Annotated in this window: 18 protein-coding genes; 10 read left to right on the top strand and 8 right to left on the bottom strand. The window is 71.1% G+C overall.

Annotation, left to right across the window (positions count from 1 at the left end):
• Nucleotides 1–891, top strand: an 891-nt coding sequence (locus D7X32_RS34040; protein WP_369333700.1) for a tetratricopeptide repeat protein, incomplete at its 5' end; no start/stop codon positions are given.
• 28 nt (nt 892–919) lie between these two features.
• Here D7X32_RS34040 and D7X32_RS34035 read toward each other — a convergent pair.
• A complete protein-coding gene (locus tag D7X32_RS34035; RefSeq protein ID WP_120606736.1) occupies nt 920–1,777 on the bottom strand; it encodes a hypothetical protein in 858 nt (285 codons plus the stop codon).
• Nucleotides 1,778–1,784: 7 nt separating this feature from the next.
• On the bottom strand, nt 1,785–3,098 hold the full coding sequence (locus tag D7X32_RS34030; protein ID WP_120606735.1) for a hypothetical protein: 1,314 nt from the start codon (nt 3,096–3,098) through the stop codon (nt 1,785–1,787).
• A 290-nt stretch (nt 3,099–3,388) separates the two neighbouring features.
• Between D7X32_RS34030 and D7X32_RS34025 the strand changes: the two genes are divergently transcribed.
• From D7X32_RS34025 to D7X32_RS34010, 4 genes are all read left to right on the top strand, one after another.
• Nucleotides 3,389–5,701 carry an ArnT family glycosyltransferase gene (locus D7X32_RS34025; RefSeq protein ID WP_120606740.1) on the top strand — a complete coding sequence of 771 codons (2,313 nt, stop codon included), beginning with the start codon at nt 3,389–3,391 and terminating at the stop codon, nt 5,699–5,701.
• Nucleotides 5,698–6,657: an ABC transporter ATP-binding protein gene (locus D7X32_RS34020; RefSeq protein WP_208752624.1), complete on the top strand. Its 960-nt coding sequence runs from the start codon at nt 5,698–5,700 to the stop codon at nt 6,655–6,657. Before D7X32_RS34025 ends, D7X32_RS34020 begins: the two co-directional genes overlap by 4 nt.
• A 2-nt stretch (nt 6,658–6,659) precedes the next feature.
• Nucleotides 6,660–7,460: an ABC transporter permease subunit gene (locus D7X32_RS34015; RefSeq protein ID WP_120606734.1), complete on the top strand. Its 801-nt coding sequence runs from the start codon at nt 6,660–6,662 to the stop codon at nt 7,458–7,460.
• 197 nt (nt 7,461–7,657) lie between these two features.
• Entirely contained in the window at nt 7,658–8,701 is a 1,044-nt protein-coding gene (locus tag D7X32_RS34010) for an SPFH domain-containing protein (protein ID WP_120606733.1), read from the top strand.
• Nucleotides 8,702–8,770: 69 nt separating this feature from the next.
• On the opposite strand, the gene D7X32_RS34005 is transcribed toward D7X32_RS34010, so the two are convergent.
• On the bottom strand, nt 8,771–9,310 hold the full coding sequence (locus tag D7X32_RS34005) for an FHA domain-containing protein (RefSeq protein WP_120606732.1): 540 nt from the start codon (nt 9,308–9,310) through the stop codon (nt 8,771–8,773).
• A gap of 51 nt (nt 9,311–9,361) precedes the next feature.
• A complete protein-coding gene (locus tag D7X32_RS34000; RefSeq protein WP_244239336.1) occupies nt 9,362–11,101 on the bottom strand; it encodes a chromosome segregation protein SMC in 1,740 nt (579 codons plus the stop codon).
• 29 nt (nt 11,102–11,130) lie between these two features.
• On the opposite strand from D7X32_RS34000, the gene epmA reads away from it, so the two are divergent.
• From epmA to D7X32_RS33985, 3 genes are read left to right on the top strand one after another with little or no spacing between them, the layout of a single operon-like run.
• Nucleotides 11,131–12,144: an EF-P lysine aminoacylase EpmA gene (gene epmA, locus D7X32_RS33995; protein ID WP_120606731.1), complete on the top strand. Its 1,014-nt coding sequence runs from the start codon at nt 11,131–11,133 to the stop codon at nt 12,142–12,144.
• Entirely contained in the window at nt 12,144–12,881 is a 738-nt protein-coding gene (locus tag D7X32_RS33990) for a lysophospholipid acyltransferase family protein (RefSeq protein WP_244239335.1), read from the top strand. The genes epmA and D7X32_RS33990 overlap by 1 nt, the downstream gene beginning before the upstream one ends.
• A complete protein-coding gene (locus D7X32_RS33985) occupies nt 12,878–13,615 on the top strand; it encodes an inorganic pyrophosphatase (RefSeq protein WP_120606730.1) in 738 nt (245 codons plus the stop codon). The genes D7X32_RS33990 and D7X32_RS33985 overlap by 4 nt, the downstream gene beginning before the upstream one ends.
• Nucleotides 13,616–13,691: 76 nt before the next feature.
• Here the strand turns inward: D7X32_RS33985 and D7X32_RS33980 are convergent, their stop codons facing one another.
• Entirely contained in the window at nt 13,692–14,366 is a 675-nt protein-coding gene (locus D7X32_RS33980; RefSeq protein ID WP_120606729.1) for an MmcQ/YjbR family DNA-binding protein, read from the bottom strand.
• A 198-nt stretch (nt 14,367–14,564) separates the two neighbouring features.
• Here D7X32_RS33980 and D7X32_RS33975 point away from each other — a divergent pair, with 198 nt between their 5' ends.
• Both D7X32_RS33975 and D7X32_RS33970 read left to right on the top strand, forming a co-directional pair.
• Nucleotides 14,565–16,010: a nicotinate phosphoribosyltransferase gene (locus tag D7X32_RS33975; protein ID WP_120606728.1), complete on the top strand. Its 1,446-nt coding sequence runs from the start codon at nt 14,565–14,567 to the stop codon at nt 16,008–16,010.
• A gap of 43 nt (nt 16,011–16,053) precedes the next feature.
• A complete protein-coding gene (locus tag D7X32_RS33970) occupies nt 16,054–17,025 on the top strand; it encodes a nicotinamidase (protein ID WP_120606727.1) in 972 nt (323 codons plus the stop codon).
• 66 nt (nt 17,026–17,091) lie between these two features.
• Here the strand turns inward: D7X32_RS33970 and D7X32_RS33965 are convergent, their stop codons facing one another.
• The 3 genes from D7X32_RS33965 to D7X32_RS33955 all read right to left on the bottom strand — a co-directional run.
• A complete protein-coding gene (locus D7X32_RS33965) occupies nt 17,092–18,216 on the bottom strand; it encodes a glycerate kinase (RefSeq protein WP_120606726.1) in 1,125 nt (374 codons plus the stop codon).
• Nucleotides 18,217–18,298: 82 nt separating this feature from the next.
• A complete protein-coding gene (locus tag D7X32_RS33960; protein WP_120606725.1) occupies nt 18,299–18,793 on the bottom strand; it encodes a YkgJ family cysteine cluster protein in 495 nt (164 codons plus the stop codon).
• Nucleotides 18,794–18,858: 65 nt separating this feature from the next.
• Nucleotides 18,859–20,155: class I SAM-dependent rRNA methyltransferase (locus tag D7X32_RS33955; RefSeq protein ID WP_439329033.1), on the bottom strand; the 1,297-nt coding region annotated here is incomplete at its 5' end.

Genomic DNA, 20,155 nt, shown 5'->3' with positions numbered 1-20,155 from the left:
GTGGTGTCGGAGCGGTCCGGGTGGCGGGTGGAGCGCGATGACGGCTTCGGGGTGGCGGTGGCGCTGCCGGACGGATGGCGCCGCGAGGAGGATGGCAAGGAGCGGCGGGCCTTCTCCAATGGCCTGCAGGGCCTGGGGCGGGCCACGCTCACGGCGGAGGCCATCGAGGCGGGTGAACCCGGGGATGGTTCCTCGCAAGCCCGGCACTTCCTGGACGAGTCGCTGGTACCGGGCAGGGTGGGACCGGAGGGGCTCACGGTGTCCGTGAGAGGCGTGGAGCCCGCGTCGCTGGGCGGCCGGCCCGCGCAGCGGATCCGCGTTGAAATGGACGGGGCCGGTGGGCGCACGCACCTGGTGGCGTGGTTCGTGCCACGCGGAGAATGGGTGTACCGGCTCGTCTTCACCTGGCCGCAGGCCTACCCCGCGTACGCGCGCGTGGTGGAGCGGATGACGGCGGACGTGCGCTTCGAAGAGCCCGCGAGCCTGCGGGTCGCCCGGGCCCGGGCGTTGCTGGTGCCGGGCGTGGCGGGACCGCTGCGGGAGCTGGGGCATGCCCTGCGGCGGTGGGGGCTGCCGGCGGACGCGGTGGAGCCCCTGACGTCGGCGGTGCGGCTGGCGCCGACGCAGGTCGACACGCGCGTGGAGCTGGCCCGCGCGTACTTCGAATCCGGGCAGGTGGAGGAGGGCTGTCACGCGGCGGAGGAGGCGCGGGTGTACGGGCCGTCCGATACGGGCGCGCTGGAGGCGGGCGTGCGCTGCGCGCTGGCGCGAGGGGACACCGCCGGGGCCCTGCTGCGGCTGGAGGAGGCCCTTCGCGTGGATCCGCGCGATGCGCGGCTGCGCGCGGCCGAGGGCGCCTTGAAGGCGGCGGTCGAAGCGCCGGTGCCGTAGCCGGACCTGCATCGCCGGGGAAGGGCCCTCAGCGCTCGCCGAACGGGCGCACCGCGAGCCCCGCGCCCAGCATGGCCTCGTTCCGCCGGTAGAGCCCCGCGTCGTTCCGCACGCCCGTGGCCGTGAGCCGCACGAACACCGGCGCGTCGTTGACCGCGAGGAGCACGTGCTCCAGCGCGACCTCGCCGCGCGCCCGGAAGTGGGCGCCACCGTCGAAGTCGAAGCTCCAGCCCGCGAGCCCTGTCGCGCGCAACGCCCACCTTCCATCCCGCGTCTCCCAGCCCGCGTCGAGCAGCAGGGACGTGAAGGGGGATACCTCGTTCCGGGTCCCATCCGGTGCATGGCGCAGGGCATGACTCGCGGCGGGGCCCACGGCCAGCCAGCCCCATTCGGTGTTCGTGCGAAGCGGATCCAACAGCAGCCCCACGCGGCCCGTCTCCAGCGTCCAGCCCGCGCCTTCCCACGCGCGCCGCTCCAGGTGCGCCGCGCGCAACGCGAGCGCCACGTCGAACGGGAAGGGGATGCGCCGGGGCCGCCCAATCGAGACGAGGATGGCGCCTTCCTCCACGTGCCTGCGCAGCAAGCCCTCGTACGCGGTGAAGGTCAGTCCCTGCCGGTCGCCACCCCACGCCTCCGTCATGAGCAGCCGGTGCGAGTCGAACCACAACGAGTCCGCCTTGCTGCCGCTCGAACGGTCCACGCGCACGAGCAGCCCGGTGCGCACGACGAGGGCCGCCGTGTCGTCCTGCACCCGCAGCGCGGTGCCCAGCACCCAGCCGGTGCCGGGGTCGAAGCAGGTGGGGAACGTCTCTCCGGCCGCCGTCTGGCCCTCACAGGACGGGCCGGGCAGGGTGCCCAGGAGCAATGCCAGCGCGAGCGCCACCATCCCGGGCCTAGCCCTTCCCGGGGGATGTCGCCGGCGCGGACCTTCTCGCCGGGGCCCACATCGAGAAGCGCAGGCCCGCCTGCGCGGACCACTCCCACCCCGCGGGCGCGTTCGCCACGTCGTCGCGCCACGTCCCCCGCCCATCCAAGGTCAGGCTCACGGGCTGGTCGTTGATGGCCAGGGCGATGACCTCGTAGCTCGCGCGCAGCCGCAGCCGCTCCGGACGCAGGGGCCGGCCCTCCACGTGCTCCGCGAGCAGCACCTTCTGGGCCTCCGCGCCGAAGCGCACGTGGTGGAAGCCGTCCCGGTCCAGCGTGAAGTCCCCCTCCAGCGCCGCCGCGGGGACGAGCGTGAAGAAACCGTTCGTCCGGTCGCGCTCCACGGACGGGCCCGCCCGCACGCGCACGTAGGACACGAGGTCGCTCGAGTGCCACAGGTCCAGCGTCACCTGCGTCGCGGCCAGGGAGAGGAAGTCCGCGTGCACGTCGTCGCGGCGCACCTGCTCGCCGTGGAGGACCTCCATCCAGAAGCCCAGGTTGGCGTAGACGTCGAAGCGCCGGGGGCGGCCGTAGAAGGTCGTCACCCGGAAGAGCGGCGCGTCGTGCTCGCTGCGGAAGTCGTAGCGCAGGAGCGTGGCCTCGTAGGAGGCGGCGTCGCCCAGGTACAGCTCCGTGTCCAGGAGCGTCATCCGGTGCAGCCGGTCCGAGTCTCCCGGCCACTCCAGGTCCACGCCGAAATCCACCCGCACGCGCTCGTCCACGCCGTCCGTCTCGCGCAGCCAGCGCGGCGCCCAGGCCCCGCCCACGCGCACGCGCCGGTGCAGGTCGAAGTTGTACTGGAGCACCCGCCCGCGCTCGTCGCGGTACCAGCCCGGCGGCGCCTCCGCGATGGCGGGCACCAGGCGGTACTCACGCACCTTCTCCTGCGGCAACATCAGCGGAAGGCACCAGTCCACCCGCTGCAGGGGCTGGTCGCTCTCATGCCCCTGCGAGTCCAGCTCCTGGGCGGGCGACACCAGGCACTCCTTCTTCGCCTCGTCACAGCGGGCGCGCCACGCTCCGGAGGGAACGGCGGGCGTGGGCGGCAGGGCGAGACACAGCGCCTGCCCTTCGTAGGGTTGCTGGGGAGACGTCGCTCCCGGAACGGCCATCTGGAAGTCCCACGGCTCCGCCGTCGCGGGCGGCCCCGATGCCGGCGCTTCGTTCGAGTCCACGGGCGCTTCCACCGGAGCTCCGGTGGGCGCCTCCTGTCCCGTGACTTCCGGCGCCTCCACCTGCCCGAGCAGGAGTGCACACCCCAGGGTCACCGCTGAAACCAGCATCACTGCTCCTCGATGAGCGGCCTCCGCGTTCCGGCCGCGCGGTCAGCCTTCGTGACGGGGGGCCTCTACAAGGCCCGTGCCCCTGGCTGGAGGACGGGCTTTCGCGGACTTGCCCGTGCGGCTGTGCAGGCGCCTGCACAGCACCTGTGCACTCGGAGGTCGCCCGGTGGCGCGAGAACGACGCACCCCCTTCCACGTCGGTCGACCGGCGGGGGTGGCGGGGGTATAAGCCCCCCGGCCCCATGTGGTGCACGGTGGGCCCGTTCCGGACGACGAAGGAGCACGCGCGCGTGGCAAGCGACGGCGAAAAGAACTCGCAGGGGGAATCCACCTTCACCCAGGCCATCCTCGGTGAGGACACCCTGACGTCGGCATGGGCGAAAAGGTGGCTGGCCCTGTCCTTCAGCACGCGCGTGGTCCTGGCGACCGCGGGCTTCGCGGCGCTGCTCTTCGTGCCCTACCTGGGCGCGGTCGGCCTGTGGGACCCCTGGGAGACCCACTACGGCGAAGTGGGCCGGCAGATGATCCAGCGCAGCGACTACGTCTATCCCTTCTGGGAGAACGCGTGGTTCTTCTCCAAGCCGCCGCTCACCATGTGGATGCAGGCGCTGGGGATGAACCTCGTCGGCGCGCTCCGGGGCGACGCCGCCATGGGCCTCTACACGGAGTGGGGCATGCGCATGCCCTTCGCCCTCCTGAGCATCACCGCCGTGGCGCTCTTGTCGCTGGCGGTGGCGCGGGTGGTGAACATGCGCGCGGGCCTGGCCACGGGCTTCGTGCTGGCCACCATGCCGCTGTACTTCCTGCTCACCCGGCAGACCGTCACCGACACGCCCTTCGTCACGACGTTCGTGTGCGCCATGGCGTGCGCGCTCATCGGGCAGTTGGATGACACGACGAAGCACCGCGCTGGCTGGTGGTACGCGTTCTATGTCTTCGCGGGCCTGGCCACGCTGGCCAAGGGCCTGCTGGGCGTGGGCCTGCCCGCGGTCATCCTGGTGCTCTACGCGGCCGCCGGTGTCATCCCGTGGACCCGCGAGAGCCTGGAGGCGCACCTGCGCTGGCTCACCAGCGGCGAGGTCCGCGCCGAGGTGCGCGCGGGCTCGCGGACCATGCCTGTGCTGTGGGCGCAGATGTACCGGATGAAGCTGGGCACGGGCATCCTCGTGTTCGCGGCGGTGGCGGTGCCCTGGTACCTGACGCTGTGTCTCTTCGACGGCGTGGACGACGAGGGCAAGCTGTTCTGGTACCGCTTCTTCATCCACGACCACCTGAACCGCCTCACCGCGGGCGTGCACACCACCACGCCGGGCGGGTCGTTCACCTACTTCATCGAACAGGGCGGCTTCGCCATCTTCCCGTGGGTGGCGCTCCTGCCGGGCGCGTTCGCGGTCGTGTCGCGCCTCAAGCTGCGCTCGCGGGACAAGGCGGACCACCTGGCGCTCATCGCCGTGCTGTGGGTGGCGTTCGCGTTCTACCTGCTGGCCTCCAGCGCGACGAAGTTCCACCACTACGTGTTCCCGGTGCTGCCGGGCCTGGCCATCCTCATCGCGCTTTTCGTGGACCGGCTGTGGAAGGACGGCATCCCGGAGCACGCCGTGAGCCTCATCTTCGGCCTGATTCTCTTCATCCTGGTGGGCAAGGACCTGGCGGAGAACCCCAAGGACTTCACCGACCTGTTCGTCTACAACTACGACCGGCCCTACCCGCAGGACCTGGTCACCAAGCCCATCGCGTTCTTCTCCTCGCGCCCGCTGTGGATGGGCGACCTGGTGACGCTGGTGCTGCTGGCCTTCGGCGTCTACCTGGCCTTCGACGCGTTCTCCTCCAAGGTGAAGCTGGAGCGCCCGGCCGCGTCGCGCGCGGTGGCGCTGGGACTCCTGCTCACCGGCGGGGCCACGCTGGCCGCGGTGGCGTCGCAGGGGCAGGTGTCCGCGATGGGGCTGTGGGGCGTGGCGCTGCTGGCCACCGCGGGCTTCCTCTTCTGGCAGGCATCGCGGCCGGAAGAGGCGCCGGGGCGCACGGTGCTCCAGGCGGTGGGCTTCGGCCTGTCGCTGGTGGGCGTGGTGCTGGCCATCCGCGGATTCAAGGGCCCGGCCGCTTCGGACGCGATGTTCAAGGCCCTGTCCGGCACCATCAACGTGAAGGTGGGCATGGGCTTCGCGTTCGGCGTGGCCGGTATGCTGGCGGTGGTGGCCGCGCTGCAGCGCTCGCGCGTGCTGCTGTTCAGCACGTTCTGGGGCCTGGCCGCGGCGTTCGCGCTCTGGTTCAACTGGGGCCACTGGGTGGACCTGTCCCACCACTGGACGCAGCGCGACCTGTTCTGGCGCTACTACGCCCAGCGCCAGGCGGGAGAGCCCATCGCCGCGTACATGATGAACTGGCGCGGGGAGACGTTCTACTCGCGCAACACGGTGGAGCAGTTCCGCGCCAACGACGCCAACACCCGCATGCGCAACTACGCGGCGCGCCCCGGCCGTGAGTGGGCGCTGGTGGAGCACAACCGCGTGAACCTGCTGCGGAGCGCCGTGGGCTCCGACAAGACGGTCACCCTCATCGACCGGGACATCAACAACAAGTTCGTCCTGGTGACCATCGAGTGAGCCTCTTCGTTCCGCCCCCGCGCGTGGAGTCCCCCGTGGAGGGCGGCCTGCGCGTGCGCGGGCTGGCGAAGCGCTTCGGTGAGCGCACCGCCGTGGAGGACCTCACCTTCGACGTGCGGCCCGGAGAGGTGTTCGGCCTCCTGGGCCCCAACGGCGCGGGCAAGACGACGACGGTGCGCATGCTGACGGGGCTGCTCAAGCCCTCCAGCGGTGACGCGGAGGTGTGGGGCCACTCCGTCACGCGCGACGGCGAGTCGCTGCGCAAGGTGGTGGGGCTGCTCACCGAACAGCCCGGGCTCTACGACCGGCTCACCGCGCGGGAGAACCTGCGCTTCTTCATGAAGCTGCACGAACTGGACGAGTCCACCGCGTGGCCCCGCGCGAAGCACTACCTGGACCGCTTCGGGCTGGGCGGCCGCGAGGATGACGCGTGCGGCGGCTTCAGCAAGGGCATGCGCCAGAAGCTGGCCATCGTGCGCACGCTGGTGCACGACCCGCGCGTCATCTTCCTGGATGAACCCACCAGCGGCCTGGACCCCGAATCCGCGCGCACCGTGCGCGACGCGGTGGCGGAGCTGGCCTCCGAGGGGCGCACCATCGTCCTGTGCTCGCACAACCTGGCGGAGGTGGAGCGGCTGTGCGAGCGCGTGGCCGTGGTGCGCCGCCGCCTGCTGGCGCTGGGCCCGGTGCGCGAACTGCGCCGCGCGGGACAGGCGCTGGACGTGCGCGTGGAGGGTGACGCGGAGGCGTTCGTGCCCGCGCTGGGGGCGCTGCCCTTCAAGCCCAACGTGCTGGTGGAGGGCGGCCGCCTGCGGGTGATGGTGGCGGACGAGGCGCAGGCGCCAGACGTGGTGGCGTGCCTGGTGGGCGCGGGCGCGCGCGTGCACAGCGTGGTGCCCGCGCAGCGGCCGTTGGAAGAGGTGTACCTGGACCTGCTGCGGGAAGAGGAGACGTGAGCATGGCCTTCCGGCCGCGACGCGCATTGGCGGTGTTCTGGAAGGACTCGCTGGACCTGCGCAAGAACGTGGGCCTGCTCGTGTCCATGGCGGTGCTGCCGCTGGTGATGGTGACGGTGCCCATTGGCGTGGTGTGGACGTACGTGCGGCAGCCGGACCACTCCGACCTGCGCACGGTGGCGCTCTTCTACGACCCCACGCTGCCCCTGGGCGCGAGCGCGGCGCGCTTCCTCATCGACAAGTCGCTCACCGACTGGTTCGGCATGTTCCTGGTGATGCCCGTCTTCATCCCCATCCTCATCGCGTCCCAGAGCGTCGCGGGGGAGAAGGAGCGCCGCACGCTGGAGCCGCTGCTCGCGTCGCCCGTGTCCGCGGCGGAGCTGGTGGCGGGCAAGAGCCTGGCCGCGCTGGTGCCCGCGGTGATGATGACCTGGTTCGCCTTCGCCCTGTTCTGCGTGGGCGTGGACTGGGTGGCGTGGCCGCTGGTGGGCGCGCCGCTGATGCCCAACGCGCTGTGGGGGTTTGGCGTGTTCGTGCTCGCGCCGCTGTTCGCCTTCTTCGGCAACGGCGTCGCGGTGCTCATCTCCGCCCGGGTGAGCGAGGCGCGCATGGCGCAGCAGCTGTCCGCGCTGGTGGTGCTGCCGCTGGTGGGGCTGGTGGGCGGGCAGGTGGCCGGCGTGCTCAAGGCGGGCCTGGGGTACTACGCCATCCAGGGCGCGGTGGTGCTGGTGCTGGACTTCGTCCTGCTGGCGGCCAGCATCCGGCTCCTGGACCGGGAACGTCTGGTCAGCCGCTGGGGTTGAGTCACTGGCGGGTTGGAGAGTGGACTGCCAGGGGGCCGGCCGGACGGGCAGGCGCCCGTGAAGCTGGTATGTTCCAGGGGAGGATGCCGGGGGAAGCGCGGTGGCGCTTTCGTGCCGGTGGCCCCGCATTTAGGGGTTGGGGTTACGAAGCTTTGAAGACCTGCCGCCCAGGCGGCCACGGAGGCGCTGAAACAGACATGGGGATCTTCGACAGCATCAAGGGCGAGGCGCAGCGGAACTTCATTGCCCGCGCGGACAGCGCGAAGGGCGAGATCGTCTACAAGTATCCGGAGAAGAACGTCCGGATGAAGACGCAGCTCACCGTGGACGCGGATGAGGTGGCGCTGTTCGTCAAGGACGGCAAGGTGGAGGGGAAGCTGGGGCCCGGCCGCCACACGCTGGACACCAACAACATCCCGTTCCTGTCGCGCCTGCTGGAGGGCTTCACCGGCGGCAACATGTTCATGGCGGAGATCTTCTTCGTCTCCAACCGTGAGCACACGGGCGTGAAGTTCGGCGGCCCCATTGGTGACGTGCGCGACCCGGAGACGGGCCTGGGCATCGGCACCATGGTGTACGGCGACTTCTCCATCCGCGTGACGGAGCCGGAGAAGCTCGTGGTGGGCCTCGTCGGCATGGGCCGCGCCTCCAACGAGGAGTTCCTGGGCTGGTTCAAGGGCCAGGTGCTCAAGGTGACGCGCGACCGCACCGCCGAGCTGCTGGTGAAGAAGAAGTGGCCGCTCCTGGACGTGACGAGCGGCGCCTACGTGGAGGAGATGGAGCAGGAGATCCTCGCCGGCCTGAAGCCGCACGTGGACTCCTACGGCCTCACCATCGTCCGCATGGGCAACTTCGTCGTCAGCATCAAGCCCGAGGACGAAGTCACGCTGAAGAAGCTGTCCAAGGACGTCGCGTACTCGCGGCTGGCCGGCGGCTTCCAGCAGTACGCGCAGGGCCAGGCGATGCTCGGCGCGTCCGAGGGCATGGCCAAGGGCGGCAGTGGCGCCGACGGTGCCGCGCAGGGCATGGGCATGGGCATGGGGTTCGGCATGGCGCAGATGTTCGCCAACCAGCAGAACCAGCAGCAGCAGCGCCCCGCGGAGCCCGCCCAGGCGGCCGCTCCGGCGGACACGCGCAGCCCGGCGCAGCGGCTCAAGGAGATCAAGGAGCTGAAGGACGCGGGCGTGCTCTCCGACGAGGAGTACGCCGCCAAGCGCGCGGAGCTGATGAAGCTGCTGTAGTCCCCGCGCTGCCTTGAGTGAAGTGAGGGCCCTGTCTCCCGAAGCGTGGAGGCGGGGCCTTCGCGCGTTTCAGGGGGCGGGCGTGCCGGGCACGGCGAGGCGCAGGTGTTCGTGCAGCGTCTCCGCGCGCAGGTAGAGGAACTGCACGTCGCCGAAGGCCAGCGTGGCGCCGTCGTGGAGCATCACCTGGGCCTTGAAGCCCAGGGGCGCGCCGTTGATGAAGGTGCCGTTCATGGACTGGGCGTCGCGCACGGAGAAGTCCCCGGAGCCCGCGTTCCAGCGCAGGGTGGCGTGGTGCTGGGAGACGGAGGGCTCCGGCACCACGAGGTCGCACGCGTCGGTGCGGCCCACGGTGAACTCCTCGCCGTCCTGGTTCGGCTGGAGGAAGTGCACCTCCAGGTTGTCGAAGTCGCGCAGCATCGCGAGCAGCCGCTCCTCCATGCGCGAGCGGTGCGCCATCCCCACCGTGCGCAGGCCCACCATGGCCGGGGCCACGGCCTTGAAGGTGGCGTCCACGGGCTGCTGGATGAGGGCCACGGCGCCGGACGCGGCCCGGAAGGACTCCAGCGATGCGCCCGCGAAGGGACGGAGCTGTTTCACGGACACCATGGCTTCGGACCCTACGTGCAACCGGCGGGGACGGGAAGGGCCCGGAAGGGCCTAGGAGGCCAGGGGCGTGGCTTCTGCCCGGGGCATCTGCGGCACCGAGGCCGGCGTCGTCCCTGGCGACGCGGGCGCGGGCGGCTGCGCGGGCGTGTCATCCAGCCTGCGCAGGTCCAGCTTCATGGGCACCTGGAGCGTGGTGCTCAGCCGCAGGAGCAGCACGTCCGGCGCGAGGCCGTTCTCCCCAATCGCTTGCGTCAGCTCGCGCGCGGAGGGCGCGGTGCCCCGGGCCCAGAGCTCCTTGAGGAACGCGCCCGCCTCCGGTGCGTGCCACCACGCCGGGCCGAAGCGCGCCTTCAGCTGCCCCTGGAGCTGGCCCGCCAGGAACCACGCCCGGAAGCTGTCGGCGGACTGGTAGAAGTCCTCCTGGTCCACGAGGTAGCGCGCCACGTCGTCCTCGGTCATGGGCATGGCACCGGTGCGCGCCATCAGCGCGCGGTACAGCTCGCGCGGATCCACGTCCGTGCGGCGGTGCAGCTCCAGCTGGTAGAGTAGCCGGCCCGCCGCGTGGCGGATGAGGTACAGCTTGTGCGCGCTGGAGGTTGCCAGGTACTGGGCGCGCTTGTCGGCATCCCCCAGCACGCCCGCGTTCTCCTCCAGCCACACCGGGTCCTCCAGCAGGTCCTCGAAGAGCGCCGAGTACGCCTCGCCCACGGTGGGGTTGCCCAGCCGCGCGAGCTCAAAGCGCTGCTCCTGCGTGAAGGCCGTGTGCAGCAGGTGCCCCACCTCGTGCAGCACGCGGCCCTGGTGCAGCACGCCCGTGCCGGGCTTGAAGGACAGCCGCACGTCGGACGGCACCTTCACCCCCATGGCCAGCGGGCGCGGGTTCTTCTGCGGCAGGTCGCGCGCGTCCACCTTCACGTTGGGCAGCGCGCTCAGGTCGATGCCCATCCCCGCCACGGTCGCCTGCGCCTTCGCCAGCGACTCGCCCTTGGGGAACGCGTCCTCCACTTCACGCGAACGGAACAGGCGCGGGATGTCCGCGCGGGAAATCTGCGCGAAGGGCAGCCCCAGCTCGCGCTGGCTCAGCCGCTCCATCACCAGCCGGTATGGCTCCTGCGTGGCCTGGAGGACTTCTTCCGCCAGCTGCGCCAGCCGCTCCAGGTCCGCCTGCCGCAGCTCGCTGCCGAAGGCCTCGTAGGACTCGAAGCCCATCTGCTTCACCAGCTCCCCGGTGCGCGTCTCGCGGCGCAGGAGGGTCTGGTTGAGACGGGTGAGCGCGGGCGTGGCCGCCGCGTAGAGCGCCTTGCGCTTGAGGGCGCTCTTCTCGTTGGCGAGCAGCCGCTCCAGGTCGTGGTAGCGCACCTCGCGGCCGTCCACGCTCAGCTTGAGCGACGCCTCCAGGTTCGCGGACGCGTCGTTGTACTCGGCCAGCTCGCGCGACAGGAACTCACCGGCGAAGTGGCCGTGGAGCGCGGTGAGGGCGCGCAGCTCGCGCGGATCCTTCGTCAGGTGCCGGAGCCGGTCGATGCGCCGCAGGTTCTCCAGGCTGAAGAGCGCCTGCTTGCCGCTGTAGGTGGCGGCGATGTCCACCGCCTTGCCCTCCGTCCAGAAGTCCCAGACGAGCCGGTGCTGCTCCTCCAGGAGGAGGGCGGCCTCCGCGGAAAGGGCGTTCACCTCACCGGTCAGTTGCTCTTCCTCGCTGGGAGGGGGGACCACGACCGGAGGCGGCGCCTTGTGACAGGCGCTCAGCAAACACACGGCGGCGGCGAGGAGGGACGGAATCCTTGGGGACATGGGCCGCCCATGTTACTTCCGACCTGCCGATGCCCAACGTAAACCCATGGCGGGCGGCCCGAGGACGCCAGGGCCTGTACTCCGCCCTGCGTCAGTTCTTCGCCGGCCAGGGTTACCTGGAAGTGGAGACGCCGCTGCTCGTGCCCACCCCCGGCATGGAGCCGTACATCTCCGCCTTCGAAACGCCCTTCGTCCCGGAGACGGACCTGGGCAAGGCGCGCACGCTCTACCTGCACACCAGCCCCGAATACGCGATGAAGCGCCTGCTTGCTCAAGGCGCGGGGCCGCTCTTCCAGATCTGCAAGGTCTTCCGGAACGGCGAGGTATCCCAGACGCACAACCCGGAGTTCACGCTGCTGGAGTTCTACCGGCCGCACGCGGACTACCACGCCATCATGGACGACCTGGAGGGCGCCCTGGTGGCGGCGGGCCGCGCGGCGGCGGATGCGAAGGAAGGCGAGCCCGGCGCGGATCCCGCCTTCTTCACGCGCACGCCGTACGAGCGGGTGACGGTGCGGGACGCGGTGCTGCGCGCCACGGGCGTGGACATCCATCAGCACGCGGACGGCGCGTCGCTCAAGCGTGCGGTGGAAGCCGCGGGCGTGCGCACCGGGGACGCGACGTCCTTCGACGACGTCTTCTTCCACCTGTTCCTGCAGAAGGTGGAGACGGGCCTGGGCCACGAACGGCCCACCTTCCTCATCGAGTACCCCGCGTCCATGGCGGCGCTGTCCCGGCTGAAGCCCGGCGATGGCCGCGTGGCGGAGCGGGTGGAGCTGTACTCGAAGGGGCTGGAGCTGGCGAACGGCTTCTCCGAACTGACGGACGCGGTGGAGCAGCGCGCGCGGTTGGTGGAGGAGCAGGACCTGCGCCGCAAGCTGGGCCGTGCCGTGTATCCCCTGGACGAGCGCTTCCTGGAGGCGGTGGGCCGCATGCCCCCCGCCGCGGGCATCGCCGTGGGGCTCGACCGAATCCTGATGCTGCTGCTCGGGGTCCAGCGCATCGAGGACGTCCTCCTGTTCCCCGCGCACGGGTTCGTCTGATGCTCAAGGTGCTCCAGACGGTGTTCGCCGGCTCGGCCACGGTGGGTCTCACGGGCGTGACGTCCGCGACGGTGACGGTGCTGTCCGGGTTGAATCAGCACCCGGCGGCGGACAAGGTGCTGGGCGCCTGGGGGCGTTCGGCCCTGGCGGCCGCGGGCGTGCGGCATGAAGCCTTCGGCCTGGAGAACATCCCCCGCGAAGGCAATGTCGTCTTCGTCAGCAACCACCAGTCGCACTTCGACGCGATGGTGAACTTCGCGCACATCGACAAGCACACGCGCTACGTCGCCAAGGCGGAGCTGTTCAAGGTGCCGGTGTTCGGCCGGGCCATGCGCGTGGCGGGCAACATCCCCGTGCAGCGCACGGGTGGCGCGGACGACCGGGCCCGGCTCCAGGAGGCCGTGACGGCGCTGCGCGAGCGCGTCAGCGTGCTGTTCTACGCGGAAGGCACCCGCAGCCCGGATGGCGAACTGCGGCCGTTCAAGAAGGGCGCCGCCACGCTGGCCATCCAGGCGCAGGTCCCCGTCGTCCCCATGGCCATCTCCGGGACGCGGCTCATCCTCCCCAAGGGAGGCCGGGCCATCCAGTGGGGCCAGCGGGTCGCCCTGGTGGTGGGCCCGCCCGTGCCCACGCAGGGGCTGACGTTGGCTGACCGGGATACCCTCACTCGCCGCCTGGAAGAGGCGGTGGCCGGGCTGTACGCCGAGGCTCGCCAGCGCTCGGGAGACACTCCATGAAGAAGAGCACCCAGACCACGTCCCAGTCCCATCCCTGGCATGGCATCTCGCCCGGGCCCGAGGCTCCTGAAGTCGTCACCGCGTACATCGAGATCGTCCCCACGGACGCCGTGAAGTACGAGTTGGACAAGGAGTCCGGCATCCTCAAGCTGGACCGCCCGCAGCGCTTCAGCAGCCAGTGCCCCACGCTCTACGGCTTCATCCCGCGCACGTACTGCGGGGAGCTGGTCGCGAAGCGTTGCGGGGAGCGCACCGGCCACAAGGACATCCACGGCGATGGAGACCCCATCGACATCTGCGTGCTGACGGAGAAGGTCGTCTCCAACGGCAACCTGCTGGTGCACGCGGTGCCCGTGGGCGGCTTCCGGATGGTCGACGGCAACGAGGCCGACGACAAGATCATCGCGGTGCTGGAGTCGGACCTCGTCTACGGCGAGCTCCAGTACATCGCGCAGCTGCCGCGCCCGCTGCTGGACCGCCTCAAGCACTACTTCCTCACCTACAAGCAGATTCCCGGTGAGGGAAAGCGCAGCGTCGAAATCGCGGAGGTCTACGACCGGCAGGAGGCGCTGGAGGTCATCCGCCGCAGCATGCGCGACTACGACAAGCTGTTCGTGGAGCCGGAGGCGAAGCCGGCCAAGAAGGCCGCGCCGGCCGCGCGCCGCAAGAACTCCTCGGCCAGGGCGCCGGCCGCCAAGGGCTCGGCGGGCCGTGGCACCCGGGGCGGGAAGTAGCCGCGTCCTGAAGTCCTGACGCGCGGGAAGGGAACGGCCCAGGGCCCCCTTTCCGCGCGTTTTCCTTTGCGCGCTCCTACGAGCGGCGGGCGCGCTTGGGCGCGGCGGCGGCGCGCTTGCCACGGGCCGGAGCGGCGGGCTTGCGCGCCGTCTTGGCCTTGGCCTTGGCGGCGGAGGTCGTCTTCGCGGCCGTCTTCGCGACCTTCTGGGTGGCCTTCTTCGCCACGGTCTTCACGCGGGCGGCGGCCTTCTTGGCCACGCTCTTCACCTTCGCCACGACCTTCTTGGCGGCCTTCTTCACCGGGGCCGCGGCCCGGCGCGCGGAGGCCTTCTTGCCCGCGGCGGGCCTGGACGGCTTCGAGGCGGGGCCGGGGACGGCGGTGCCCCGCGCGGGGAGCTGATCCACGAGCTTCCTGGGCGCGATGGCGCGGTAGCTCTCGTCGATCCACGCCTTGATGACGGGCACCGGCACCTGCGAGGCCTCGTCGAAGTGGGCGGTCACCCAGCCGCTCTTCCCCAGTCCGTACTCGGTGGGCTCCGTGAAGGGCAGCGTGAGGGCGGCGTCCTTGGAGTCGGGCAGCTTGGCGGAGAGGTTGAGCTTCTCGCCGTCGACGGTCATGAAGAGGAAGGTCTTGTCATTGACCTTCATCGCGCGGTGGCCCCAGGGAAAGTCCTCGTGGGCGCCGGGGTAGCTCATCGCATGTTCGCGCAGCACGGCTTCGACCTTCTGCGTCTCGTTCTCTGCGGGCATGGGCACCTTGCTTCGTTGTGTGTCGTGACAGCTTAGCCGGACCTGTCGCATCCAGCGTATTCCCCAATGTGTCTGTTGTATGGGGAAAGGCGGGTGACGGGCCACCCGTGGTTTCCCGTAACCGTCGGACCCCTTGGTCCTAGGTACGGGGAGGGGGGACGCATAGTCTCGGGGTCAACGATAAGGAGTCGCTTCCCGATGCCCCAGTCCCTGCTCGCCACGGATGGCTACAAGTTCAGCATGGCGGAGGCCGGCTGGCCCCTGCGGAAGGAAACCTTCTACTACTCGCACCGCAAGGGCGGGCCCCAGGTGATGCCATTGGACCTGGAGGCCTGGGTCAAGGGCCTCCTGCCGGAGCCGCAGGCGGACGACTACGCGTTCCTCGCCCGGCACGACTACGAGATGGGCGTGGGCTTCAAGGCGGCCATGCTGCGCAAGGAGCGGCTGTCCGTGCGCGCGGTGCCCCGGGGCGCGCTGTTCCTGCCGCGTGAGCCCATCCTCACCATCACCGGTCCGTCCGCGCTGGTGTCCTGGCTGGAGCCGCTGCTGTTGCAACTCAACTACCGCATCCAGGTGGCCACGCAGGCGCTGCAGGACCGCGAGGCGCTGGCGCGGACGCTGGCCACGGTGTCGTGCGAGGAGGAGAAGCGCATCGCCCTGGAGACGTTGGACCAGGTGGGCGTGCGGTCCATGTCCATCCAGGTGGATTCGGAGGGCTACCTGCGGCGCGTGCGGGCGCAGGTGAAGGAGCTGGTGGACATCGTCGAGGACCCCTCGCGCATCTTCGAGGTGGGCCTGCGCGCGGCGACCTGCCTGGAGCAGCACACGCTGGCCCTGCGCGCGTGCCAGGAAGCGGGCGTGCAGCGCACGAGCAACGTGGAGGGCGCGCGCCAGCTGGGCATGATTCCCGTGGGCACCATGGGCCACGAGCACGTGCAGCGCTACGGCTCCGACGACGCGGCCTACCGCGCGATGCACGAGCGCCGGCCGCAGCGCTCCAGCTACCTGCTGGACACCTTCGACACGCTGACGTCGGGCATCCCGGCGGCGTTCAAGCTCATCGCGGAGGAGCCGCAGGGTGGGGACTCCATCCGGTTCGACTCCGGGAACAAGAAGCTCCAGTACCTGTACGCGGTGACGCGCGCGCGCGACCTGGGCATCAAGCCGGTCATCATCCTGGAGGACGGCCTGGACGCGCAGATGACGCGCGAGTTCGAGGAGCTGCGCAAGCAGGTGGGCTGGGAGCCGACGACGCAGTTCTACGGCTACGGTGGCCACATCGTGGCGCGCACCATGTCCCATGCGCTGACGCGCGACCGGGTGGCGGCCATCTACAAGCTGTCGTGTTCGGGCGCGACGCCGGTGATGAAGTTCGGCAACGAGCTGGCGGAGGGCAAGCAGAGCGTGCCGGGCACGCCCATCATCTTCCGCCGCCGTACGGGCACGGGGCCCCTGGGGCTGGTGGGGCAGGCAGGGGAGGCGACGCCGCAGGGCTACTTCCCGCTGATGGAGGCGGCCCCGTCCTCGCCGTCGCTGGTGGGCTCCGAGGGCCTGACGCCGGAGGAGCAGCGCATCGGATACACTGCCACCACGCAGGCGCTGGTGGAGTCCATCACCCGGCGCCACTTCCCGCAGGGCCGCTGACGCAACAGGCGCGGCGGCGACTGGCGGGCCTGGAGATGACGCCATGCCGCTGCCCCCACCCCGGTTCCACGACGACGCACGCGTCGGCCAGCTCTACCTGGAGCGCGTGGCGGAGGTCTCCGAGGAGGCCTACCGCTACGCCGCCGAGCACCGCGTGCGTCCGGCCAGCAAGGACGCGCTCCGCATCGCGGCGTTCGGCATCGACGTGCAGGTGGCCTTCTGCACGCCGGGCGCGAGCCTCTTCGTCCCGGGCGCGGTGGAGGACACGCAGCGCACGCTGCGCTGGCTGTACGCGCACCTGGACCGGCTGACGGGGCTGGTGTTCTCGCTGGACACGCACCGGGCCTTCCAAATCTTCCATCCGGGCTGGTGGAAGGACGCGGAAGGGCGTCCGCCCGCGCCCATGACGGTCATCACCGCGAAGGACGTGCGGGACGGCCGCTGGCGGGCGACGCGCCATCCGGAGGAGAGCCTGGCGTACTGCGAGGGGCTGGAGGCGAGCGGCCGGTACGTGCTGACCATCTGGCCGTACCACGCGCTCTTGGGCGGGCAGAGCCACGCGCTGGTGCCGGCGATGTACGAGGCGAGCCTCTTCCACGCGCTGGTGCGGGACACGCCCACGCACTTCGAATTGAAGGGCGAGCACCCGCTGACGGAGAACTACTCCGTGATGGCGCCGGAGGTGACGGAGGTGAAGGGCCAGCGCGTGGGCGAGTTCAACGCGCGGCTGATGGAGCACCTGATGTCGTTCGACCGCGTGTACGTCTTCGGGCAGGCCAGTTCGCACTGCGTGCTGTCCACGCTGCGCGACCTGCAGCAGTACCTGGAGCGCACGGACAAGTCGAAGCTCCAGCGCATCCACATCCTGGAGGACGCGATGAGCCCCGTGCCCGCGCCCCCGTTGCAGCCGCTGCCCGCGGCGCTGGACTTCCCGCGCCTGGCGAAGGAGGCGCTGGCGGGCTTCCGCGCCGCCGGGATGCAGGTGGTGAAGACGACGGATCCGATTCTGCTGTAGGGCAGGACCGTGCGCGGCCTCCCGGCGTGGAGCCCCGGAGCCCCGGGGACCGCGCGGCGGTGGCCGCTACCGGCCCAGGTGCGCGAGCGCCCACTTCGCGGTGGCCTCGCGCAGCGTCTCCCGGGCGGTGGCACCCGGGCGGGCCTGGCTGTTCAGCTCCACCACGTCGCGGAAGAGCGACAGCTCCGGTCCGTTGTCCCGCTGCACGATGCCGGCGAAGAGCACCACGTGCGTGCCCTGGGCGCGCGCCAGCCTCGCGAGCGCCACGGGGCCCTTGCCCATGGACGTCTGCCGGTCGAAGCGCCCCTCGCCCGTGAGCACCAGGTCCGCGAGCAGCACGCGCCGCTCCATCCCCAGCGCCCGCGCCACCAGGTCATAGCCGGACGTCAGCTTTCCGCCCGCGAGCGCCGCCAGTCCGAAGCCCAGTCCGCCCGCCGCGCCCGCGCCCGGCAGGTTCGCCGTGGCCTCGTCCACGATGCGGCAGAACGTGGCGAGCGCCGCCTCCAGCTCCTCCACCGCCGCCGCGTCCGCGCCCTTCTGCGGACTGAAGAGGCGCGCGGAGCCGTCGTTCCCCAGGAGCGGCGTCGTCACGTCCGTGGCGATGAGCAGCTCCACCTGTTCCAGGCGCGGGTGCTTGCCGCTCGTGTCCACGCGCGCGAGCCTCGCGAGGCTCGCGCCTCCCGGCGGAAGCGGTGCCCCGTCCGCGTCCAGGAAGCGGAAGCCCAGCGCCTCCAGCGCGCCCTTGCCGCCGTCCGTGGTGGCGCTGCCGCCCAGGCCGACGATGAGCCGCTCGCACCCCGAGTCCAGCGCCTCGCGCAGCAACTGCCCGGTGCCGTGCGTGCACGCGGCCCGCGCATCCCGCTGCTCCGGCGGCACCAGCGCGAGCCCCGAGGCTTGCGCCATCTCCACCACCGCCGTGCGCCCTTCATCCAGCCGCGCCCAGCAGGCCTCCACCGGCGCGCCCAGCGGGCCCCGCACCGTGAGCTTGCGGCGCTCGCCCGTGGGAGTGCCCGCGAGCAGCGCGTCCAGCGTGCCCGGACCTCCGTCCGCGAGCGGCGCTACGTCCAGCACCACGTCGAGCGAGGCCTCTCGCAGCCCCTCCGCCATGGCGTCCGCGGCCTCGGCCGCGCTCAAGGTGCCCTTGAACTCCTGGGGCGCGAGCAGCCAGCGTGGGCGGATCGGGTGGATCATGCTCGGACACCCACGGGCTGGGACCGCGCGGACACGGGAGGACTCCGGTGGGCGCTCCGCCACCGCGTCTGCAGCAGGGTCTTCATCGTTCCTCCCGGGCCGGGGCGGTACTGACCCCGGCATACCATTCCAGGAGGGGACGTGGCCCCTGGAGCGAGGGCATCACGCGCTGTGAAATCCGCTCCAACCGCAGGAGCAGTCGGGTCACTTCTTCAGACGGTTGCCGCGCGGGGCCCTGGATGCGCTGACAGAAGAACGTGCGGCACCCGAACGGCCGGTCCGCGTACACGGTGCAGCGCAGGCCCGCCGCGTCCAGGTAGGGGCAGCCACCGTCGGCGCGAGGAGCCGGGAGCGGCTTGCTGCGCTTGAGCAGCTCCCACTCCGGGAGCCACAACCAGGGCTGGCGCTTCGTGACGGCCAGCTGGCAGCACTCGCCGCTCGCCGGACACGAATAGGGGCCGTACGCCACGTCCGCCTGGCGGTACACGGTGCGCGTCTCCTGGAGGGCGCGCTCCAACGCCCGCGTCCCGGATGCGGGGGCTTCGTCGTCTGCGTCGTCCCACTCCCCGCGTGCCATGCCCTGAACCGTTCCCGCACGTCGGGGTCCAGTGGATGGACCCCATGGATGGGTCCCACCCTATCTCACAGCATGCGCAGCACGAAACATTTGAGGTAGCGCGTCTCTCGCAGGTTGAGGAGGACGGGGTGGTCGCGGCCGGCGCCCCGGCGCTCGATGATCTGCACCCGGCGCTTCGCGTCCGACGCCGCGGAGGCGAGCATCTCCTCGAAGGCCTGCTCATCCACGTGGTACGTGCAGCTCGCGGTGACCAGGATGCCGCCGGGGCGCAGGAGCTGGAAGGCGCGCAGGTTGAGCTCCTTGTAGCCGCGCACCGCCGCCGGAATCGCGTCCTTGTTCTTCGCGAAGGAGGGCGGGTCCAACACGATGGTGTCGTAGCGCTTGCCCTCGTCCACCGCGTCGCGCAGGAAGTCGAACGCGTTGGCCGTCACGACCTCCAGGTTGGAGAGCTTGTTGGACTGGGCGTTGTCGCGCAGCTGCGCGGAGGCGGACTCCGAGATCTCCACCGCGGTGACGTGCTTGGCGCGCGTGGCCAGCTGGAGCGCGAACCCGCCCACGTAGCTGAAGCAGTCCAGCGCCTCGCCGAAGGCGTACTGCGCCGCCATCACGTGGTTCTCGCGCTGGTCCAGGAACGCGCCCGTCTTCTGGCCTTCCAGCAGGTCCGCGCGCATGCGCACCAGACCCTCGTCGAAGGACACGGGGCCCGGCGGCAGCGCGCCGCGCAGCAGGCCCTTCTCCGGGAGGAGGCCCTCCAGGTGGCGCACGCTCACGTCGGAGCGGTTGACGATGCCCTTCGGGTGGAGCAGCTCCTCCAGCAGGTCCGCGATGAGCTCCCTGCGCTGCTCCATGGCGGGCACCAGGAACTGCGCGCTCAGGTAGTCGCCGTAGCGGTCCACCACGAGCCCGGGCAGGCCGTCCGCCTCGCCGTGCACCAGCCGGTACGTCGTCTCACCGGGCAGCGCGAGCTTGCGCAGCGCTTCGGCGGACTGGAGGCGCTGGCGGAAGAAGTCCACGTCCACCGCGACGTCGTCGTTGGTGAGCCAGCGCAGCGAAATCTTGGACTGCTTCGAATAGAAGGCCTTGCCCATGAACCAGCCGCGGCCGTCCACCACGCGGACGACCTCACCGCCCTGGAGGCCGGGGTCGCCGTTGAGGTCCGCGCGGTAGATCCACGGCGGGCCCGCGAGCCACCGGTCGGAGCCCCGGCGCAGGAGCATCACCTGGGGCGTGCCGTCCGGGCCCAGCTCCGGCGACGTGCGGTCCGGCCGGAGCTTCTCGGGGCGCTGGCCGTGCTTCTCCGGACGCGCGCCGGGCTTGCCGCCGCGTCCGGGGGGAGGGGAGCCGGGCCGGCCGGAGCCTGTC

Origin of the sequence: Corallococcus carmarthensis (genome assembly GCF_003611695.1) — a bacterium.
GTDB classification, from domain to species: Bacteria; Myxococcota; Myxococcia; order Myxococcales; family Myxococcaceae; genus Corallococcus; species Corallococcus carmarthensis.
This window is presented reverse-complemented; position numbering and strand designations above follow the sequence as displayed.